The organism is Haliea sp. E17 (assembly GCF_048323675.1).
Lineage (GTDB): Bacteria > Pseudomonadota > Gammaproteobacteria > Pseudomonadales > Halieaceae > Mangrovimicrobium.
The window spans coordinates 300,408-320,613 of sequence record NZ_JBLWFK010000001.1; the positions used below are offsets into that span (position 1 = coordinate 300,408).

Annotated in this window: 20 protein-coding genes; 18 read left to right on the top strand and 2 right to left on the bottom strand. The window is 64.0% G+C overall.

The annotated features are described in order from the left end of the window. The first annotated feature begins 47 nt into the window (after positions 1-47). Positions 48-701, top strand: a complete 654-nt coding sequence (locus ACNKU3_RS01255; protein WP_418257587.1) for a CmcI family methyltransferase — start codon at positions 48-50, stop codon at positions 699-701. Positions 702-864: 163 nt separating this feature from the next. Further along, positions 865-2,625, top strand: a complete 1,761-nt coding sequence (locus ACNKU3_RS01260) for an isocitrate/isopropylmalate family dehydrogenase (protein WP_418257588.1) — start codon at positions 865-867, stop codon at positions 2,623-2,625. On the opposite strand, the gene ACNKU3_RS01265 is transcribed toward ACNKU3_RS01260, so the two are convergent. Beyond that, the gene (locus tag ACNKU3_RS01265) at positions 2,607-3,530 is read right to left on the bottom strand and encodes a YgfZ/GcvT domain-containing protein (RefSeq protein ID WP_418257589.1); all 924 of its coding nucleotides are present in this window, start codon (positions 3,528-3,530) and stop codon (positions 2,607-2,609) included. The two genes, ACNKU3_RS01260 and ACNKU3_RS01265, sit on opposite strands and share 19 nt — an antisense overlap. 337 nt (positions 3,531-3,867) lie before the next feature. Here ACNKU3_RS01265 and ACNKU3_RS01270 point away from each other — a divergent pair, with 337 nt between their 5' ends. Then, a complete protein-coding gene (locus ACNKU3_RS01270; RefSeq protein WP_418257590.1) occupies positions 3,868-4,137 on the top strand; it encodes a succinate dehydrogenase assembly factor 2 in 270 nt (89 codons plus the stop codon). Then, positions 4,088-4,531 carry a protein YgfX gene (locus ACNKU3_RS01275; RefSeq protein ID WP_418257591.1) on the top strand — a complete coding sequence of 148 codons (444 nt, stop codon included), beginning with the start codon at positions 4,088-4,090 and terminating at the stop codon, positions 4,529-4,531. Before ACNKU3_RS01270 ends, ACNKU3_RS01275 begins: the two co-directional genes overlap by 50 nt. On the opposite strand, the gene nadB is transcribed toward ACNKU3_RS01275, so the two are convergent. Continuing rightward, positions 4,508-6,109, bottom strand: coding sequence for an L-aspartate oxidase (gene nadB, locus ACNKU3_RS01280; protein ID WP_418257592.1), 1,602 nt, complete (start codon positions 6,107-6,109; stop codon positions 4,508-4,510). The genes ACNKU3_RS01275 and nadB overlap by 24 nt on opposite strands. Before the next feature lie 261 nt (positions 6,110-6,370). On the opposite strand from nadB, the gene rpoE reads away from it, so the two are divergent. The 14 genes from rpoE to mazG all read left to right on the top strand — a co-directional run bounded on the left by rpoE (position 6,371) and on the right by mazG (position 20,167). Beyond that, the gene (gene rpoE, locus ACNKU3_RS01285; protein WP_418257593.1) at positions 6,371-6,955 is read left to right on the top strand and encodes an RNA polymerase sigma factor RpoE; all 585 of its coding nucleotides are present in this window, start codon (positions 6,371-6,373) and stop codon (positions 6,953-6,955) included. A 63-nt stretch (positions 6,956-7,018) separates the two neighbouring features. Continuing rightward, the gene (locus tag ACNKU3_RS01290; RefSeq protein WP_418257594.1) at positions 7,019-7,618 is read left to right on the top strand and encodes a sigma-E factor negative regulatory protein; all 600 of its coding nucleotides are present in this window, start codon (positions 7,019-7,021) and stop codon (positions 7,616-7,618) included. A 7-nt stretch (positions 7,619-7,625) separates the two neighbouring features. Beyond that, entirely contained in the window at positions 7,626-8,612 is a 987-nt protein-coding gene (locus ACNKU3_RS01295) for a MucB/RseB C-terminal domain-containing protein (protein WP_418257595.1), read from the top strand. 4 nt (positions 8,613-8,616) lie between these two features. Further along, the gene (locus tag ACNKU3_RS01300; protein ID WP_418257596.1) at positions 8,617-9,093 is read left to right on the top strand and encodes a SoxR reducing system RseC family protein; all 477 of its coding nucleotides are present in this window, start codon (positions 8,617-8,619) and stop codon (positions 9,091-9,093) included. A gap of 48 nt (positions 9,094-9,141) precedes the next feature. Beyond that, positions 9,142-10,542: a DegQ family serine endoprotease gene (locus tag ACNKU3_RS01305; protein ID WP_418257597.1), complete on the top strand. Its 1,401-nt coding sequence runs from the start codon at positions 9,142-9,144 to the stop codon at positions 10,540-10,542. Between the two features lie 167 nt (positions 10,543-10,709). Next, the gene (lepA, locus tag ACNKU3_RS01310) at positions 10,710-12,506 is read left to right on the top strand and encodes a translation elongation factor 4 (protein WP_418257598.1); all 1,797 of its coding nucleotides are present in this window, start codon (positions 10,710-10,712) and stop codon (positions 12,504-12,506) included. Continuing rightward, positions 12,506-13,354 carry a signal peptidase I gene (gene lepB / locus ACNKU3_RS01315; RefSeq protein WP_418257599.1) on the top strand — a complete coding sequence of 283 codons (849 nt, stop codon included), beginning with the start codon at positions 12,506-12,508 and terminating at the stop codon, positions 13,352-13,354. Before lepA ends, lepB begins: the two co-directional genes overlap by 1 nt. Before the next feature lie 74 nt (positions 13,355-13,428). After that, positions 13,429-13,773, top strand: a complete 345-nt coding sequence (locus ACNKU3_RS01320) for a DUF4845 domain-containing protein (protein ID WP_418257600.1) — start codon at positions 13,429-13,431, stop codon at positions 13,771-13,773. Further along, entirely contained in the window at positions 13,770-14,465 is a 696-nt protein-coding gene (gene rnc / locus ACNKU3_RS01325) for a ribonuclease III (protein ID WP_418257601.1), read from the top strand. The genes ACNKU3_RS01320 and rnc overlap by 4 nt, the downstream gene beginning before the upstream one ends. Then, a complete protein-coding gene (era, locus tag ACNKU3_RS01330; protein ID WP_418257602.1) occupies positions 14,455-15,354 on the top strand; it encodes a GTPase Era in 900 nt (299 codons plus the stop codon). The genes rnc and era overlap by 11 nt, the downstream gene beginning before the upstream one ends. 7 nt (positions 15,355-15,361) lie before the next feature. Beyond that, positions 15,362-16,084, top strand: a complete 723-nt coding sequence (gene recO, locus ACNKU3_RS01335) for a DNA repair protein RecO (protein WP_418257603.1) — start codon at positions 15,362-15,364, stop codon at positions 16,082-16,084. A 140-nt stretch (positions 16,085-16,224) separates the two neighbouring features. Beyond that, on the top strand, positions 16,225-17,121 hold the full coding sequence (cysM, locus tag ACNKU3_RS01340; protein WP_418257604.1) for a cysteine synthase CysM: 897 nt from the start codon (positions 16,225-16,227) through the stop codon (positions 17,119-17,121). A gap of 2 nt (positions 17,122-17,123) precedes the next feature. Further along, a complete protein-coding gene (gene relA, locus ACNKU3_RS01345) occupies positions 17,124-19,355 on the top strand; it encodes a GTP diphosphokinase (protein WP_418257605.1) in 2,232 nt (743 codons plus the stop codon). Beyond that, positions 19,352-20,167 carry a nucleoside triphosphate pyrophosphohydrolase gene (gene mazG / locus ACNKU3_RS01350; RefSeq protein WP_418257606.1) on the top strand — a complete coding sequence of 272 codons (816 nt, stop codon included), beginning with the start codon at positions 19,352-19,354 and terminating at the stop codon, positions 20,165-20,167. Before relA ends, mazG begins: the two co-directional genes overlap by 4 nt. Positions 20,168-20,206 lie beyond the last annotated feature (39 nt).

A 20,206-nucleotide genomic window follows, 5' to 3' on the forward strand; every position in this document is an offset into this window, starting at 1 on the left:
CTCCGTGCCCCGGGCGGCAGCCCTACTGCACAGGAACTCAGCGAAACATGGGTGACGGAACTCTCCACCGGTATTTTCTCAACAACGGCGACAAGCGCATCCACAAGTGGCTGCACTTTTTCGATATCTATGAGCGCCACTTCGAGCGCTTTCGCGGCAAGTCGCCGGTCATCGTGGAGATCGGGGTCAAGTGGGGCGGTTCCCTGCAGATGTGGAAGGACTATTTCGGGCCCGGTTGCAAGGTGGTGGGCATCGACATCAATCCGGATTGCGCCCGCCACGCGGAAGACGCCATCGAGATACTCATCGGCAGCCAGGACGATCCGGCGGTCATCGAACAGGTGTTCGAGCGCTATCCGCAGGTGGACATCGTGATCGACGACGGCAGCCATATCATGGAGCACATGATCGCCACCTTCGAGATGATGTACCACCGGGTGCAGCCGAACGGGGTGTACCTGGTGGAGGATACCCATACCTGCTACTGGGAAGTCTTCGGCGGTGGCCTGCGCCGCGAGGGTACCTTCATGGAGTTCACCAAGCACAAGCTCGACGAACTCAATGCCGTGCATACCCGCGAGGCACTGCCGGTGACCGAATTTACCCGCAGCACGGACTATATCGCCTGCTATGACAGCGTGGTGGTGTTCGAGCGCCGTCCGCAGGGCCGGCGCAGGGCGCTGGTCACCCACGGCATGTAGCGGGATCGGGATCGCGCGGGGTCGGGACGGCGCAAAGCGGTAAATATTTACCGGTAAGCAGGCCCCAAGTCAGGTAAAATGGCGTTTTCGCCGCCGTCCGGTGGCGAGCAATGAGCCCCTCGTTCCGGAGCGGGCCATGTCAATCGATTCTTGAGAGAGCAAAATGGCAAACAAAATCAGTGTGCAGCGCCCGCTTGTTATCCTGCATGGGGACGAGATGGCGCAGGTGGCGTTCGAGCGTATCCTGGACATGTTCATCACCAGCCGCCTGGCGATACCACTGGTTGAAATCGATCTCTCCGCCGAGAACCGCGTGGTGACCAACGGCGCCGTGGTAGCCGACGCCATCGCCGCGCTGCGCGAGCACGGGGTGGGCATCAAGAACGCCGGTATGACTGTCAACCGCAGCCAGCTGGACGACCTGCTGGCGCGCCACCCGGGGATCGAAGAGGCAAAACTCGACAAGCTCGCCACCAAGTCCCCCAACGGGGCCATCCGCAAGGGCATCCACGGCAACATCACCCGTGAGGACATTCAGTTCCGCAACCTCGAAGTGAAACATCCGCAGTGGATCGGCCGCGATATCGAGGTCTTCACCATGGAGCAGGGGGGGATCAAGCACAGCGCCAACGCCCTGACCCGCACCACCGGTGTGGCCAAGGTGATCTTTGTCGGCAGCAGCGGCGACCCGGTGGAGCTGCACCGGCGCACCCTGCGCAAGGGCGATCCCTGGTTGCTGGCGACCAACGCCCTGGATGACGTCCGCGCCTGGGCCCACGAATTCTTCCAGCGGGCCATCGCGGAGAAGCGCGACGCCTACCTGGGCCTCAAGGATACCGTGATTCCCGGCTATGACGGCGTCATGCGCAGCGCCATCGAGGAAATCTATCACCGTGATTACAAGGACCAGCTGGCCGCGGCCGGGCTTGCCTACCACTACGAGCTGATCGATGCCCAGGCCGCGCGCATGGTCGCCAACCCGCCGGAACGCGCCCTCTGGGGTGTCCCCGACAATACTTCAGGCCGCAAGCTGTACAAGCTGGTCAACGAGCTGAAGAAGTACGGCATCCCCACCCGCAAGTCCCACGTCTCCCTGTCGCGCATGAGCGCCGGCGGCGGCGACCAGTACGGCAGCTTCAACATGGCGGTGGAAGAGGACGGTATCCTCCGGGTGATGATCGACGGCGAGGAGATGCACGCCCGCGAAGTGGGCAAGGGTGACCCGATCCTGTTCATGTCCAACGACCGCCAGGCCATCAAGGACTGGGTGCTGCAGGTCTTCCGCGACGCCTCCAACAAGAACAAGGAGGTGTATTTCGGCCTCAAGCGCGAATACATGGAGTATGACGAGGTATTCAGCAAGGTGCTGCTGGAAGTGCGCTACGAGCTGGCCAATTCCGGGGTGCGTCCGCCCTCGTTCATGATCATGCGCCCCTCCAGCCAGCTGAAGAAGATGATCTGCGACCCGCCGCGCAGCGCGCTGTACCCCGCGCAGAACCTCGACGGCGACATCTTCTCCGACATCGCCGCCGCCCTCGGCGGCAGCCTGGCCACCGCCAGCTCGATCATCGAGAGCAAGGACGGCACCATGCTGTTCGAGGCGCCCCACGGCACGGCCCACGACCTCTACCTGCGCTACCTGGAAACCGACGGCAAGGAGGCGCACTTCAACTCCTCCGCGCTGATCTACGCCGTGGCCAACGCCCTGGAGACCATGGCCGAGCGCGAGGCCAACGAGGCCCTGGCGGACTATTCAGCACACCTGAAGAACGCCCTTATCGAAACCGTCGCGGACGGCGTCATCACCGGTGACCTGAAAGGCAAGACCACCACCCCGGAAACCGAGACGGTGGTGGATATGCAGGGCTTCCTTGATGCCGTTGCCAGCCGCCTCGACCGCCCGCTTCAGGACGGCAACGCGTAAGGCAGTTCCTTCATGACCAGCGGGTTGCCGCCCTCGAGCTGCAACCCGCCGCTGACTCCCTGGGCATTCACCGCCGCCAGGCAGAGAGTGTGGCCAGCCACCGCCGCGCTGTTCAGCAGCGTGCCGGTACTGTTGTCCTGCCCCGGCGTGAACAGTTTGGTGCCCGCGGCCAGGGCCATGTCTCCGTCCAGTTCCAGCAGGTGCGTACGCTGTTTCGGCTTGCCGCGGTAGTGCAGGCGCGCGACGATCTCCTGCCCCGTGTAGCAGCCCTTGGTGAAGCTGACATGGCCGGTGAGGTCATAGTTGAAGAGCTGCGGAATGAATTCACCCACAGTCTCCGCCTCCACCCGGGCGATGCCCTGGCCGATCTGCCAGGCCTGCCACAGCGCCTCGTCCGCGGCCTGCATGGCCTCTGCGATGCGCTGCAGGAACTCCGCCTGCTGCGCCAGTCCCAGGTATACCTCGAAATAAGGCAGGGCCTCGGCCATACGCACCACCGCACAGCCCTCGGTCATCGCGGCCGCATAGGCGCCCACGGGAATTTCCCCCACGATCGAGGACAGCAGCGATTCCGCATCCTCTCCCCAGCAGGCAAACACCGACCAGTCTTCGCGAGCCGCATCCAGCTTCGCCTTGGAAAACAGGATGTACTTGCCCAGCGTGGCCGCCGCGCTCGCCATGATCGAGCGCCGCATGCGCAGCACCACGTGCTCGCCGGCCAGCTGGGTGAGCAGGAAGTCGCAGACCATCCGCCCCTGGGGATTGCAGTAGGCGCCGGGCAGCGACTGGCTCGCACTCAGCGTGCGGGTGTCGCAGGTGGTCTGGCCCTGCAGGAATTTCAGTGTATCCGGGCCTTCGATATGCAGCAGGCCCTCGCTGCTCAGTTCGGCGTAAAACGCACTCACGGTGGTTACCTCATCTGGCCGGGGCACTCATGATAGGGGTTGCACGTCTCACTGTCAGTAGGTCGCGGATGATGCTGTGACGGTCGAATTCCGCAGGGAGTCGGGGCGGTTTACCCGGTTGAAACCGTGAGGCGAGAGGACGTCGCCGACCGAGCCTGGGCATGGATGCCCGCTTTTTGGCGTGTTTCAACCGGGTAAATCGCCCCGGATCCCGGAGGTCCGATGCAGGTTCGAAGGATGAATCCATGAAATCCAGTTTGATTATGTCCCTCCCGAAGACTACATAAGACGTTATAATGCCGCCCCCCTGACGTGGACCTGAAGAGACCAATCCCCCATGGTAGCAACCGACGACGAACTCAACCGCATGCGCTGGGCCGCCCGTCGCGGCATGCTGGAACTGGACCTCGTGCTCGAACCCTTCGTCAACGGCCGCTACCAGGTGCTTGGTGAAGAAGACCGCGCCCGTTTCCGCCGGCTGATGGAGAGTGAAGACCAGGACCTTTTCGCCTGGTTCCTGCGCCGCGAGATACCCCAGGACGAGGAACTGGCCGCCATTGTCAGCGACATTCTCGACTTCGCCCGAACTCCGCCTGCGGATCGCTGAATCCCGGTACCCACGCCTGTTTTTCCTCGCCCTCGCCGGGCTGCAACTCGCCAACCTGCTGCTGCTCGCCCGCGCCGGCGTCGCCCCCACCGCCATAGCCGGCCTGGGCCTGGCACAGCTCCTGCTGTTTACCGCGATTGCCCGCGACTATTCCCGGCGCCGCCAGCGGCTCCCCGGACTCTACTGGCGGCAGGGGCAGTGGTGGATTCAGCGGGAAGGCGAGGGGCGGCAGTTTATCCAGCCCCTGCACTGGCACTGCCTGCCCTGGTGCACCTGGCTCGCCTGGCGCGAGGAGGGTGGAGGGCGCGAAGCGCTGTGGCTGTTCGCCGACAGCGCGCCGCGCGACGGCTTGCGCCGGCTGCGGGTGAGATTAACCCTGCAGCGGGCTGTTTGAGGGGGTGAGCACCGTGTTCTCGGCCACCGGCAGCGTATCCGGGTAGTCCAGGGTGTAATGCAGCCCGCGGCTCTCCTTGCGCTCGATGGCGCAGCGGATCATCAGCTCTGCTACCATGGCCAGGTTGCGCAGCTCCAGCAGGTCGTTGCCGACCTTGTAATTGCCGTAGTACTCGGCGATCTCGGCCTGCAACAGGGTAACCCGGTGCAGGGCGCGCTGCAGCCGCTTGTTGGTGCGTACGATGCCCACGTAGTCCCACATGAAACGGCGCAACTCGTCCCAGTTGTGGGAGATCACCACGTCCTCGTCCGAGTCGGTGACCTGGCTCTCGTCCCAGGCCGGCGCGAGGGTCGGTACCGGCAGGGCGTCGATGCTGGCGGCAATATCCGCGGCGGCGGATTCCGCGTAGACGATACACTCCAGCAGTGAATTGGATGCCATGCGGTTGGCGCCGTGCAGGCCGGTGCAGGAGGTTTCGCCAATCGCGTAGAGCCCCGGCACGTCGGTGCGGCCCGCGGTGTCCACGATGACGCCGCCACAGGTGTAGTGGGCGGCGGGCACCACCGGGATCGGCTCGCTGGTGATGTCGATGCCGAATTCCGCGCAGCGCTCCATGATCGTCGGGAAATGGCTTTCCAGGAATTCCCGCGGCTGGTGGGAGATGTCGAGGAACACGCAGTCCAGGCCCAGCCGTTTCATCTCGTGGTCAATGGCGCGCGCCACCACGTCCCGGGGAGCCAGTTCGGCCCGCTCGTCGAAGGCCGGCATGAAGCGGGTGCCGTCCGGCAGCCGCAGTTTTGCCCCTTCGCCGCGCAGCGCCTCGCTGATCAGGAAGGACTTGGCCCTTGGGTGGTACAGGCAGGTGGGGTGAAACTGGTTGAACTCGAGGTTGGCCACCCGGCAGCCGGCCCGCCAGGCCATGGCGATACCGTCGCCGCTGGCGCCGTCCGGGTTGCTGGTATAAAGGTAGGCCTTGCTGGCCCCGCCGGTAGCGAGCACCACCGCCCGGGCCTGGAACAGGTCCACGTGCTCGCTGCGCCGGTCGAGTACATAGGCGCCCCGGCAGCGGCCCCCGTCGCAGACCAGGTCGACAGCCACCCGGTGGGTGAACACCTCGATATTGTCGCGCTCCAGCGCACGTTCGGTCAGCACCTCGGAAATGGCGCGACCGGTGCGGTCGGCGGCGTGGATGATCCGCCGGTGGCTGTGGCCGCCCTCCATGGTCAGGTGGAATTCCCGCCCCTCGGCGTCCAGCTGGTCGTCGCGCAGGTCGAAATCCACGCCCTGCTGCACCAGCCATTCGACGCAGTGGCGGCTGTTGCGCACGGTAAACTCCACCGCCTCGCGCTGGCACAGGCCGGCGCCCGCGGCCAGCGTGTCCTCGACATGGGAATTGATGGTGTCGCGGTCGTGCAGGACAGCCGCCATGCCGCCCTGGGCCCAGAAGGTGGAGCCCTGGTTGAGGTCGGCCTTGCTGAGCAGGGCGATACGGTAGTGTGACGGCAGGTGCAGGGCCAGGCTGAGGCCGGCGGCACCGGTGCCGATAATCAGTACATCGTGTTCGAATGCAGTGGGCACTGGACTGTCGCTTGCCGGCTCTGGAGGTGAAATATATCATGTGCCTCAGCAGCTTAGCGCTACCGGGCAGATTCGGGGCGAGTATAAACGACCTCCGGCAAAATAAGGAAATCCCGCGGTGGGGAACTTTTTCGAACGAGTGGTTTCATACAGTTGCCCGCGGACACCGGTGCCGGCGCGAGAAGGTCGCCGGGGCGGTCGGCGGGGCACAGATTTTATGGTCATGGCAGCACAGCCGTTAGTCATGGAGGGGTACACCGGGTGACGGCTGCCGAAACCGATCAGCAATTGGTCGCCAGGGTTAAACGTGGCGACACCAGGGCATTTGACCTGCTGGTGTTGAAATACCAGCACAAGATTTTTGGACTCATCAGCCGCTATGTGCACGATGCCGATGAAGTCCAGGATGTTGCCCAGGAAGCGTTTATCAAGGCATATCGGGCGTTACCGAAGTTCCGCGGCGACAGCCAGTTTTATACCTGGCTCTACCGCATAGCCGTCAACACCGCGAAGAACCACCTGGTTTCGCGCTCGCGGCGGCCGCCGGGCACGGACGTCGAGATTGCCGATGCCGAGTATTTTGAGGGCGGAGGCGCCCTGAGGGAAATCGAAACGCCGGAAAATGCCCTGTTCGGGGCTGAGCTGAAAGCGGTAGTCGAGGCGGCTATTGACGATTTGCCCGATGAATTGCGAACAGCGGTAACTTTGCGGGAATTTGATGGTCTGAGTTACGAGGAAATAGCGGAAGTCATGGAGTGCCCGGTAGGCACTGTCCGTTCCCGGATTTTCCGGGCCCGTGAAGCGATAGACCTGAAAGTGAAAGAGCAGATGGATGGTCAGTTTTGACCGTGGTTGTTTTCGACAAACATGTTCGGTGGCGCGTGACCGCGCAGTGCGGAGGAATGGCAAATGAGTGAACGGCTGCGGGAATCACTGTCCGCGATGTTGGACGACGAGGCCAATGAACTCGAAACCCGGCGCTTGATCAGGGCCCTTGATGAGGACCCCGAATTGCTCGAGACCTGGCGACGCTACCAGGTGGCAAGGGGTTCGCTGGCGGGAAATCATTTCCTCCATATGGATATCTCCTCCCGGGTGCGCGATGCCCTCGAGGCCCCCGGCGTGCGCCGCGCGGAATCCTTCGGCCAGAAATTGCGCCGTCCCCTCGCCAGTTTTGCCGTTGCGGCTTCAGTCGCCGCTACGGTGGTCATCGGCGGCCAGCAGCTGGCCGGCATCAATGCCGAGGACCCCTACGGCGAAGAGGCCGCGTCCACCGGCGGCGTATCCCCGGTCGGCCTGATCAACAGCATCGGTGCGGTCCCGGTGCGCGCCAGCTACGGCACCGAGTCCGTCGCCGCGCCCATCCTGCAGCCGTCCGCCCGCACCGCCTATGAAGAACTCGCCCGCCAGCGCATGCAGATCTACATGCAGGAGCATGCGGAACACGCGGCGCTGAACTCACCGCAGGGCCTGATACCCTTCGCCCGGGTGCCGGAGATTCACGAGTAATACGCCGGTGCCAGCATCGCGGTACACCTCCCGGCTGTACAAGGTACTGGCAGCCACCCTGATTTCCCTGCCGGTCACCCTGGCCGGCGCCAGCCCTGAAGGCGCAAGCTCCCCGACCAGCCATTGCTCTGACAGCGATATGGAAGCCCTGCAGTGGCTCGATCGAATGGTGCGCAGCGCCGACCAGGCCAATTATCACGGCGTGGTCACCCTGCAGCGCCAGGGCGAGGACATGCAGGTCATGCAGGTGGCCAGCTCGGTTGACGATGGCGCCAGCAGCGAACGGCTAACCCAGCTGACCGGGCAGGGCGCCGAGGTCCAGCGCCCCGAGCACCCGCTGCAGTGCATTCACCCGGGTCACCGACTGTTGCTGTTGCAGGATGCACTGGCCAGTGGCGAGTGCGGCCTGGCCGAGCACTACCGCTTCCAGATCAGCGAGGGCAGCCGGGTCGCCGGGCGCCGCGCGGTGCGCCTGGAGGCGACACCGCGCGATCTCTACCGCTATGGTTACGTCCTGGAACTGGATCGCGATACCGGCCTGTTGCTGCGTTCGGAAACCATCGACCGCGACCACCGGGTGCTGGAAAAGTACCAGTTCGCCGACCTCACCTACGACGGGCGGGCCGCGGACGGAGCCGAGATAAGTCTGGTGCACGAGGCCCACCACCCCGGGCCGGAAAGTCCGGTCGCGCAGGAAACCGTGTCTTCCAACTGGTCGCCCCACTGGTTGCCGAAGGGTTTCACGCCCACCGACGCGCCGCCGGACAACGGTTCGCGCAAAACCTTTACCGATGGTCTCGCCGTGTTCTCGGTCTTCGTTGAGGAACTCGAGCGGCCGATTCGCCCCGGAGAGGGGATGAAGCGCGCCGGCAGCACCACCGTCTATACCCGGGGCATGGAAGTTGACCAGATGCCGGTGCTGGTCACTGTCATCGGGGAGATTCCCGTCAATACCGCGCGCATGGTCGCCGACTCCCTGCGCTGGAGCCAGTAAGCCGATGCTGATCGAAACCGGCAGGGTCGTGGCCGTCGAAACCGACGCAGTCTGGGTCGAAACCGTACGCAAGAGCACCTGCGGCAGCTGCAGCCTGCAAAAGGGCTGTGGTCATGGCCTGATGAACCGGATGGCCCCCGGACGCCAGCCCCTGGTTCGCGCCCTGCCCGGCGACGTCCAGCCGGCGGATTGCGCCGTGGGTGACGAGGTGCAGATCAGTATTCCCGAGACGGTCATCCTGCGCGGCTCCGCGGTGGTCTATATCCTGCCCCTGCTGTGCATGCTGGCCGGCGCTGCCGGCGCCGCGTCCCTGTTCCCCGCCCAGGCCGAGGCGGCGGGCGCACTGGGGATGGTCGGCGGTTTTCTCGCCGGCTTCGCACTGGTGCGCGGCCACGCCCTTCGCCACCGCAACGACCGGCGATTGCAGCCAACCCTGGTAGGCCGGCGCCGCGGCCCGCCCGAGATTCTTCAAAGCGCCTGAGCCGACAATGTCGCAGGCCCAATTCGCAACTGATGGTGGATTAACCGCATGACTGTGATCAAGAGACTGACCTCCCTGTGCCTACTGCTCTGTGGGCTGGCGTTCAGCGCCCAGTCACTGGCGCAACTTCCGGAGTTCACGGGAATCGTCAAGAACAACTCCCCGGCGGTAGTGAAAATCATCGTCGAATCCAGCGGCGCCAGCGCCGCCGATGGCGAATACGCACCCGAGGAAATTCCGGAGTACCTGCGGCGCTTCTTCGAGTTTCGCGGCGGGCAACCGTCGACCCCGCACCCGCGCATGGGGCTGGGTTCCGGTTTCATCATTTCCGACGACGGCTACATCGTCACCAATAACCACGTGGTGGATGGCGCCGACAGCGTGCTGGTGCGGCTCAGCGACCGGCGCGAATTCGATGCCGAGGTCATCGGTACGGACCCGCGTTCCGACCTGGCCCTGATCAAGGTGGACGGCAAGGGCCTGCCCACGGTGAAGCTCGCCGAGGGCGACAAGCTCGAGGTCGGCGAGTGGGTGCTGGCCATCGGTTCCCCCTTCGGTCTCGATTACTCGGTTACCGCGGGCATCGTCTCTGCCATGGGCCGCAGCCTGCCCACCGAGAACAACGAGAACTACGTGCCGTTTATCCAGACCGACGTGGCCATCAACCCGGGCAATTCCGGCGGTCCGCTGTTCAACCTCGAGGGCGAGGTGGTCGGGGTGAACTCACAGATATTTACCCGCAGCGGCGGCTCCATCGGCCTGTCCTTCTCCATCCCGGTCAGCGTCGTGCACAACGTGGTGGACCAGCTCAGGGAGAACGGCCACGTCACCCGCGGCTGGCTGGGGGTGACCATCCAGGACGTGGACCGGAACCTCGCCGAGTCCTTTGGCCTCGACCGCCCGCGCGGCGCGCTGCTGGTACAGGTGGGCGAGGATACCCCGGCCGCGAAGGCCGGTCTCGAAGAGGGCGATGTCATCCTCAGCTTCGACGGCAAGGAAATTGGCACCTCCGGCGAATTGCCGCACGTGGTGGGCCTGGTGTCGCCCGGCACCAAGGTGCCGGTGGAGATCATGCGCGACCAGAAGCGGCGCACGCTGAAGGTCGAGGTGGGTGGCCTGGAGGCCGAGGACAGCTATGCGCTCAATGGCGCTGCCGCCGACGACCAGGGCGGCAAGCTCGGGGTGCTGGTCGGCGAGACCCCGCCGGAACTGCTGCAGCGCTGGGGTCTCTCCGGTGGTGTGCAGGTGCGCGAGGTGTTGCCGGGTTCGGCGGCAGCTGAGGCCGGTATCCAGCCCGGGGACATCATCACCCTGGTCGGGAACAAGCCGGTGAAGAGCCTGGACGCCTTCGAAGACGCGGTGGACGGGCTGAAAAGCGGCAGTTCCGTGCCGGTGCGGCTGATGCGTCGCGGCGCCCCGCTGTTCATCGGCCTGAAACTGGCGGACTGATCCGGCGGCTGCAAGGGCAAGGGCCGGGAGAATTCCCGGCATTCTGCCGCCAGCCGGTCGATAGCGAGCAGGCGGCCTTTGGGGTACAATCGCGCGTTTTTTGGCGGGCTGCCCCCGGGCGGCCTGTTGCATTTCAAGCGCATCGCGCTGTTTCCAGGCCCTGACGAGTGAGCGATCTCCAGTACATCCGTAATTTTTCCATCATTGCCCATATCGACCACGGCAAATCCACGCTGGCTGACCGTTTCATCCAGCACTGTGGCGGCCTCAGCGACCGGGAGATGGCGGAGCAGGTGCTCGATTCGATGGATATCGAGCGCGAGCGCGGAATTACCATCAAGGCCCAGAGCGTGACCCTCGATTACCAGGCGCGCGACGGCCACACCTACCAGCTCAATTTCATCGACACACCCGGCCACGTGGACTTTTCCTACGAGGTGTCCCGCTCGCTGTCCGCCTGTGAGGGCGCGCTGCTGGTGGTGGACGCAGGGCAGGGGGTCGAAGCCCAGTCGGTGGCCAACTGCTACACCGCCATCGAGCAGGGGCTGGAAGTTCTCCCCATCCTCAACAAGATGGACCTGCCCCAGGCCGACCCGGACAAGGTCAAGAAGGAAATCGAGGAGATCATCGGGATCGACGCCACCGATGCCTGTGCGGTCAGCGCCAAGACCGGCCTCGGTATCGAGGACGCACTGGAATACCTGGTGGCGAACATCCCGCCCCCCGAGGGTGACCGCAATGCGCCGCTGCAGGCCCTGATCATCGACAGCTGGTTCGATAACTACCTGGGCGTGGTGTCGCTGGTACGGGTAAAACAGGGCGTGCTGAAAAAGCGCGACAAGTTCATCCCCAAATCCACCGGCAGGTCCTACCAGGTGGACAGCATCGGAATTTTCACCCCCAAGCGCGTCGAAACCGGTGAGCTGCGCGCCGGCGAGGTGGGCTTCGTGGTCGCCGGCATCAAGGATATCCAGGGCGCCCCGGTGGGCGATACCCTGGTCAGCGCCGGGCATACCGATGTACCGGCGCTGCCCGGCTTCAAGCGGGTCAAGCCGCAGGTCTACGCGGGTATCTTCACGGTGTCCTCGGACGACTACGAGGATTTCCGCGACGCGCTGGCCAAGCTGACCCTCAACGATGCTTCACTGTTCTACGAGCCGGAGACCTCCGACGCGCTGGGCTTCGGCTTCCGCTGCGGCTTCCTCGGCATGCTGCACATGGAAATCATCCAGGAGCGGCTGGAGCGGGAGTACGATCTCGACCTGATCACCACCGCGCCGACGGTGATCTACGAGGTGGTTGGCAAGGGCGGTGAAGTGATCCACGTGGACAACCCCTCGGCCCTGCCCGACCCCGGTGACATCGAGGAAATGCGCGAGCCAATCGCCCGCTGCAACATCCTGACGCCGCAGGATTACCTCGGCAACGTCATTACCCTGTGCGTGGAAAAACGCGGCGTCCAGGTGGACATGCAGTTCCTCGGCAGCCAGGTGCAGGTGACCTACGATATTCCCATGGCGGAGGTGGTGTTAGACTTCTTTGACCGCCTGAAGTCCGTGAGCCGGGGCTACGCCTCGCTGGATTACAGCTTCGAACGCTTCGAGGCCGCATCCCTCGCACGTCTCGACGTGCTGATCAACGGCGAACGGGTGGATGCACTGGCGGTCATTGTGCACCGCGACCAGCTGGCGTACCGGGGACGGGCGCTGACTGAAAAAATGAAGGAACTGATCCCCCGGCAGATGTTCGACGTGGCGATCCAGGCTGCCGTGGGCGGCAAGGTCGTGGCGAGGCAGACGGTGAAAGCCCTGCGCAAGAACGTAACAGCCAAATGCTACGGTGGTGACGTCACACGCAAACGGAAGTTGCTCGAAAAACAAAAAGCGGGCAAGAAACGCATGAAGCAGGTAGGTCGGGTAGAAATACCCCAGTCGGCCTTCCTCGCTGTACTCAAGGTGGACTGATGAGCGGAGTAAATATCGATTTTCCCCTGATCCTGACGATCCTGGTGGCGGGTTCGGGACTGATCTGGTTGCTGGACGCACTGTTCCTGGCGCCGGGCCGCCGACAGACAGTATCCGCGCTGCAGCAGCAATTCCCCAACTGGCAGCAGGAGGGTCACCCCCAGTCCAGCCAGTACGCCGCGCGGGTCGAGGACAGCGCCTCCGAGCCGGTGATCGTAGAGTATGCGAAATCGTTTTTCCCCGTGTTGCTGGTGGTATTCGTCCTGCGCTCGTTTATCGCCGAACCCTTCCAGATTCCCTCTTCCTCCATGGTTCCGACGCTGGAAGTCGGCGACTACATTCTGGTCAACAAGTTTACCTACGGTATCCGCCTGCCGGTCACGCGCACCAAGGTCATCGACGTCGGTGAACCCGAGCGGGGCGACGTGATGGTCTTTTTCCCGCCGCACATGAACGACACCTATTTCATCAAGCGGGTGATCGGCCTGCCCGGGGATACCGTGAGTTATCGCAACAAACGGCTGTACATCAACGGCGAACTGGTATCCCATGAAGAAGTAGCCATTGTGCCCGGTCCCCACGCCCGTTACCGGCTGGGGATCGAGGAACTCGGGGATGCGCGCTTCACCATGCAGACCAATGACGCGCGCCTGCCCGACGATTTTTCAGTGGTGGTCAAGCCGGGTCACTATTTCATGATGGGCGATAACCGGGACAACAGCTCGGACAGCCGGGTCTGGGGTCAGGTGCCTGAAAAGGATATTGTTGGCCGGGCGTTTGCCGTCTGGATGCACTGGGAATCCTTCCTCAGCATTCCCAGTTTCGACCGGGTCGGCTTTATAGAATGATGATATAGGGGCAAGTCTTGGAGGGTAGGGAAATGCGTACGCCGCAGCGTCAACGGGGGATGGGGATTCCCGGCATGATTATCATTGCGATCATGGCCGGTTTCTATGTCATGTGCTTTGTGAAGATGATTCAACCCTACACCGAGTACCTGTCGATCAAGAGTATCGTCAGCCAGGTGGCCTCCGAGCACCAGCCGGGCACCACCTCGCTCACCGAGATCCGCCGGCGCATAGACCGGCTCTTTATCACCAACCAGATCTACGCCATTACCACCGGTGACGTCGAAGTCTACCGGGAGAAAGGCATCACCTATATCGACGCCAGCTACGAGGCCCGCATTCCCCTGGTCTGGCGTATTGACATCGTGCTGAAATTCGACGATCTCAAATTCGTGGCGGGCCAGCCAAATAGCCAGTGAGCAGTGACCGGGCGCGACAATTACTGGAGTTGCAGCAGCGGCTCGGCCACCGGTTCTCCGACGAGAGCCTGTTGAACCTCGCGCTGACCCACCGCAGTGCCGGTAGCCGCAACAACGAGCGCCTGGAATTCCTCGGCGATTCCATCGTCAACCACGTGGTGGCCGAGGTGCTCTACGAAAAATTTCCCGATGCCCACGAGGGCGACCTCAGCCGCCTGCGCGCCGCGCTGGTAAAGGGCGACACCCTGGCGCAACTGGCGCGGGAGCTGTCCCTTGGCGAGCACCTGCTGCTCGGCGGCGGCGAGCGCAAGAGCGGTGGCCGGCGGCGTGGTTCGATCCTCGCCGACGCGCTGGAAGCCGTCGCCGGTGCTATATTCATTGATGCGGGGCTCGTGGAGAGCCGTCGCTGTGTGCTGGCCTGGTACGGCGACCAACTGGACGAGCTCAGTGTCGCGGCAGTCGCCAAGGATCCGAAAACCCGCCTGCAGGAATTTCTCCAGGGCCGGGGTATCCCGCTCCCGGAATATGCGTTGTTGGGAGTGGAAGGCGAGGACCACAACCAGCGTTTCCAGGTCGCCTGTCGTATCAGCAAACCACAGATGGTAGCGGAGGGCGCAGGCAAGAGCCGGCGCAAGGCTGAGCAGGCCGCGGCCGAAGCCGCGCTCCAGAGGCTTGAATCCCATGGCAAGTGACACCACGCGCAGTGGTTACGTGGCAATCGTCGGGCGCCCCAACGTGGGCAAGTCGACGCTGCTCAATCACCTGCTGGGCCAGAAGATCAGCATCACTTCGCGCAAACCGCAGACCACCCGCCACCAGGTGCTGGGTATCAAGACTGAGGGCGATAACCAGATTGTCTTCGTCGATACGCCGGGCCTGCACCGCGCAGAGGGCAAGGCCATCAACCGCTACATGAATCGCGCCGCCAGCAGTGCCCTGCGCGACGTCGACGTGGTGGTGATGGTGGTGGACCGCACCGCCTGGACCGAGGAGGACCAGATGGTGCTGGAGCAGGTACAGGCCGTCGGCCTGCCGACCCTGCTGGTGGTCAACAAGGTCGACCTGATGGAGGACAAGGCCCAGTTGCTGCCCCACCTGCAGTCTTTGACCGAGCGCTACAATTTCGAGGCTATCCTGCCGCTCTCCGCCCTGCGCAACCTCAACGTGGTGGAACTGGAGCAGGAGATCCTGCGCTTCCTGCCGGAGTCGGCGCACTTTTTCCCCGAGGAGCAGATCACCAATCGCAGCCAACGCTTCCTGGCGGCGGAGATCGTGCGCGAGAAAATCATGCGCCAGCTGGGCGACGAACTGCCCTACTCGGTGGCGGTGGAGATCGAGGAGTTCGCGCTGGAAGGGGCCACGGTGCATATCTCCGCCCTGATCCTGGTCGAGCGCGACGGGCAGAAGAAAATCCTTATCGGCGAGAAGGGCGCGCGCCTGCGTTCCATTGGTACCGAAGCCCGCCGCGATATGGAAAAGCTCTTCGACAGCAAGGTAATGCTGCGCCTGTGGGTCAAGGTGCGCAGGGGCTGGTCCGACGACGAGCGCGCCCTGCGCAGCCTGGGTTACGACGACGTCTGAGACAGCCATGCGGGTTCAACTGCAGCCGGCCTACATCCTGCACCAGCGCGCCTATCGCGACACCAGCCTGCTGCTGGAACTGTTCACTGCCGAGCACGGGCGGGTCAGCCTGGTGGCGAAGGGGGTCCGGCGGCGTTCCCGGGGCGGGAGCAGCGCGGCCCTGTTGCAGCCCTTCATACCCTTGCTGCTGTCTTTCAGTGGCCGCCACGAACTGAAAACCCTGACCCATGTTGAAGCGGCTGCCGCGGGGCGGATACTGCGCGGCGAGCGCCTGTACAGCGCACTCTACCTCAACGAGTTACTGGTGCGCCTGCTGCACCGACACGATCCCCACCCCACACTGTTTGCCGCCTACAGCGAGGCGCTGGATCACTTGCAGGACGCCGGGTCGGTGGACCCGGTGTTGCGCCGTTTCGAGCTCGGCCTGCTGGAGGAGCTGGGCTACAGCCTTTCCCTCTCGGTGGAGGGGCTCAGCGGCGATCCATTGCGCGAAGAGGGCTGGTACCTGCTGGACCCCGAATACGGCCTGGTCCGCGCACCTGCCGGCGCCTCGCCCGCCTACCCCGGAGCCGACCTGCTGGCGATGGGCTGCGGTGAATTTGCCGGCCCGGCAGGGCGCACGGCCAAGCGCTTGATGCGCCAGGCGCTGGCGCTGCATCTCGGGCCGGAGCCCCTGAAAAGCCGGGAACTGTTCCGCGCGCGCTGGCGCGACGACAGCGCCGCGGAATGAAAGCCGGCCATCGGCCTGCGGGGCGGCGCCCCCTGCCGTCCCCGGCCACAGATTGCCCGGTGATACAAGCCCCGCAATGTGTCATGCACAGATGCGCCGGACAGGGTAAACTCCCACCGGATTGAGAAGCCAGAGTTTCTATGCGCGACTACCCCACCATTGAAGCCTGTATCGGCAACACCCCCCTCGTGCGCCTGCAGCGCATGCAGGGCGATACCAGCAACACCATCCTGTTGAAGCTGGAGGGCACCAACCCGGCCGGTTCGGTGAAGGACCGCCCGGCGCTGAGCATGATCAGCCAGGCCGAGGCCCGCGGCGAGATCCGCCCCGGGGATACCCTGATCGAGGCCACCAGCGGCAATACCGGGATCGCCCTTGCGATGGCGGCGGCGATCCGCGGCTACCGCCTGGTGTTGATCATGCCCTCCCACATGAGCGACGAGCGCAAACAGGCGATGGCGGCCTACGGGGCCGAGCTGGTGGAAGTCAGCAAGGACGAGGGAATGGAAGGCGCCCGCGACCTCGCACGGGAAATGGAAAGGCGCGGCGAGGGCAAGGTGCTGGACCAGTTCGCCAACCCGGACAATCCCCTGGCCCATGTCACCGGTACCGGACCGGAAATCTGGCAGCAGACCGGCGGCAGCATCACCCACCTGGTCAGCTCCATGGGCACCACCGGCACCATCATGGGCTGTTCCGCCTACCTCAAGCAGCAGAATCCGGACATCTGTATTGTTGGCCTGCAGCCCGAGGATGGCTCCAGCATTCCCGGTATCCGGCGCTGGCCCGCGGCCTACCTGCCGGCTATTTTCGATGCCGCACGGGTGGATCGCGTACTGGATATCTCACAGCGGGAATCCGAGGTCACCATGCGCCGGTTGGCCGCGGAGGAGGGCATATTCTGTGGCGTCTCCTCTGGCGGGGCGGTGGCCGGCGCGTTGCGCGTGTCCGCCGAAGTCGAAAACGCGGTGATCGTTGCGATTATCTGTGATCGCGGCGACCGCTACCTGTCCACCGGCGTCTTCGCCGGAGCCTAGCCATGGTACGCGTCCGGCAGGAAGACCTGTTAGATACCGCCGATGGCGAGATCGATCTCGACCTGTGGTTCAACAGCCTGCCCCTGCACGCGGAAGTGCTGGAGGATCCCCGCCTGCGCAGCGCGACCGAACTGGTACGCGAACTGTCCCGGGGGGCCGGTGTCGACCAGCCTGACTGGGCCCGGGGCAGCGACTGTTTTCGCGCCGGCCTGCAGGTGATGTTGATCCTCGCTGAACTGCACGTCGGCGCGGATTGCCTGATTGGCGGCATGCTCTACCGGGCTGTGCGCGAGGAGCGCATCGGGCTGGAAGATATTCGCGAACGCTTCGGCGCTCCCGTGGCGGACCTCCTGCAGGGCGTGCTGCGGATGGCGGCGATTGGCGAACTGCGGCTGCACCAGGACCGGCCGGTACTCGGCCAGGCCCACGCGCAGAAGGACAACATCCGCAAGATGCTGGTGGCGATGGTCGACGATGTCCGCGTCGCCCTGATCAAGCTGGCGGAGCGCACCTGCGCCCTGCGCGCGGTGAAGCACGACGACGAACGGCGCGAAGCCGTGGCCCGCGAAGTATTCGATGTCTATGCCCCGCTGGCCCACCGCCTCGGTATCGGCCACCTGAAGTGGGAACTCGAGGACCTGTCGTTCCGCTATATCTATCCCGAAGCCTACCGCAAGATCGCCCGGCTGCTGGACGGCAAGCGGCTGGAGCGCGACCAGTTCATCGCCGAGGTGAAAAACACCCTGGTCCGGGTGCTGCAGGACGCCGGCCTGGAGTTTGAGATCGAGGGCCGGGCCAAGCATATTTACAGCATCTGGCGCAAAATGCAGCGCAAGGGCATCGGCTTCTCCCAGGTCTACGATATCCGCGCGGTGCGTATCCTGGTGCCCGAAATCAAGGACTGCTACGCGACGCTGGGCCTGGTGCACGGCCTGTGGCGCAATATCCCCAACGAATTTGACGACTATATCGCCAACCCCAAGGAAAACGGCTATCGCTCGCTGCACACCGCGGTAATCGGGCCGGAGGGAAAAATCCTCGAAGTACAGATTCGCACCATCCGCATGCACGAGGAAGCGGAACTGGGGGTCTGCGCCCACTGGCGTTACAAGGGTTCGGACGGCGAGTCGGGCATGGCCAGTACCTACGAGGAAAAAATTGCCTGGTTGCGCCAGGTGCTCGACTGGCACGAGGAAACCGGCGACGCCGTGGGCGTCGCCGAACAGTTCAGCTTCGATGTGGCGCAGGACCGGGTCTACGTCTTTACCCCCCAGGGGGACGTGGTAAACCTGGCCCAGGGCGCCACGCCGCTGGATTTCGCCTACCACGTGCATACCGAAGTCGGGCATCGCTGTCGCGGGGCCAAGGTGAACGGTTCCATCGTGCCCCTGACCTACACCCTGAAAACCGGAGAGCGGGTGGAGATCCTGACCAGCAAGGAGGGCCTGCCGCGCCGCGACTGGTTGCAGCCGGGACTCGGCTACCTGCGCACTTCCCGCGCGCGGGCCAAGGTACAGCATTGGTTCCGCAGCCAGGCGCGGGAGGAAAACATCGCCGCGGGCCGGCACCTGCTGGAGCGCGAGTTCAAGCGCCTGGCCCTGACCAGTGTCGACTACCTGCGTATCGCCAAGAAGGTGCAGATGCCTACGGTCGACGAGATGTACGCCGCTGTAGGTTCCGGCGAGCTCTCCTCGGCCCAGGTACTGCACGCCGCCCAGGGGCTGGTGGAACGGCGCCCGGAACCACAGTTGAAAACCGTGCGGCCAGGCGCGACCCGCCTGCGCAGCGAGGTCCAGGTGCAGGGGGTCGGCAACCTGCTCAACCACATGGCCGGTTGCTGCAAACCGCTGCCCGGGGATGCCATTACCGGCTTCATTACCCGTGGGCGCGGGGTCAGCATTCACCGCAGCGACTGCGCGCGCCTGGTCAGGTTGTCCGAGCTCAGTCCCGAGCGGGTGATCGACGTCGACTGGGGGTCTACCCCGACCGACAACTACGAAGTGGAAATCGGTATCGAGGCCTACGATCGCCAGGGCCTGCTGCGGGATATCACCGGTCTTCTCGCCAGTTCCCATATCAATGTGCTGGCCATCAATACCCAGTCACTGGTCAAAACCAATACCGCAACCATGCGCCTGCGCGTCGAGGTGCCCAATCTCGCCGCGCTGTCCAAATTGCTCGAGCGCATCAACCGGCTGCACAACGTCATGTCCGCATTCAGGATCAGTGAATGAACGCAACAGGCAGCAAAGCGTACACGGTCGCGGACCTGCTGCGGGTGATGCAGCGCCTGCGCGATCCCGAATACGGTTGTCCCTGGGACCTGAAACAGGATTTCGCCAGTATCGTTCCCTCGACCATCGAGGAATGCTATGAGTTGGCGCAGGCGATCGAGCACCAGGACTACGCGCATGTGGCCGAGGAGCTCGGGGATGTCCTGTTCCAGGTGGTTTTTTACAGCCAACTCGGCAGCGAACGCCATCTGTTCGACTTCAACCAGGTGGTCAGCACCCTGGTGGAGAAACTGTTGCGCCGCCATCCGCACGTGTTCGCCAACGGCGAGATCGAAGGCGTCGTGACCGATGCGACGAGTGTCGAGGCGGTCAGCGCGAGCTGGGAGTCGATCAAACAGGTCGAGCGCAGCGCGCGGGAATTACACAGCGCCCTGGCCGATGTGCCGCTGGCCCTGCCGGCGTTGTCGCGCGCGCAAAAACTGCAAAAGCGCGCGGCGCGAACCGGTTTCGACTGGGAAAATGTAACCGGTGTCCTCGACAAGCTGGACGAGGAAATCGCGGAGTTGCGGGAAGCCCTGGCGAACCGTGACAGCCAGGCGACGGAAGAAGAGCTGGGTGACCTCCTGTTCAGTTGCGTCAATCTCGCCCGTCATCTCCGGCAGGATGCGGAGACGGCGCTGCGCCGTTCTTCAGAAAAATTTGAAACGCGGTTTCGCGCAATGGAAGCCTTTGCCGACGCCGATGGAACACAGCTGGACCAGCTCGACAGCGACGCACTTGAAGCGCTTTGGGTGCGGGCAAAGGAGAGCTAGCCAGGCCACCGGGCGGGGGTTGTAACCTACCCCTGCGCT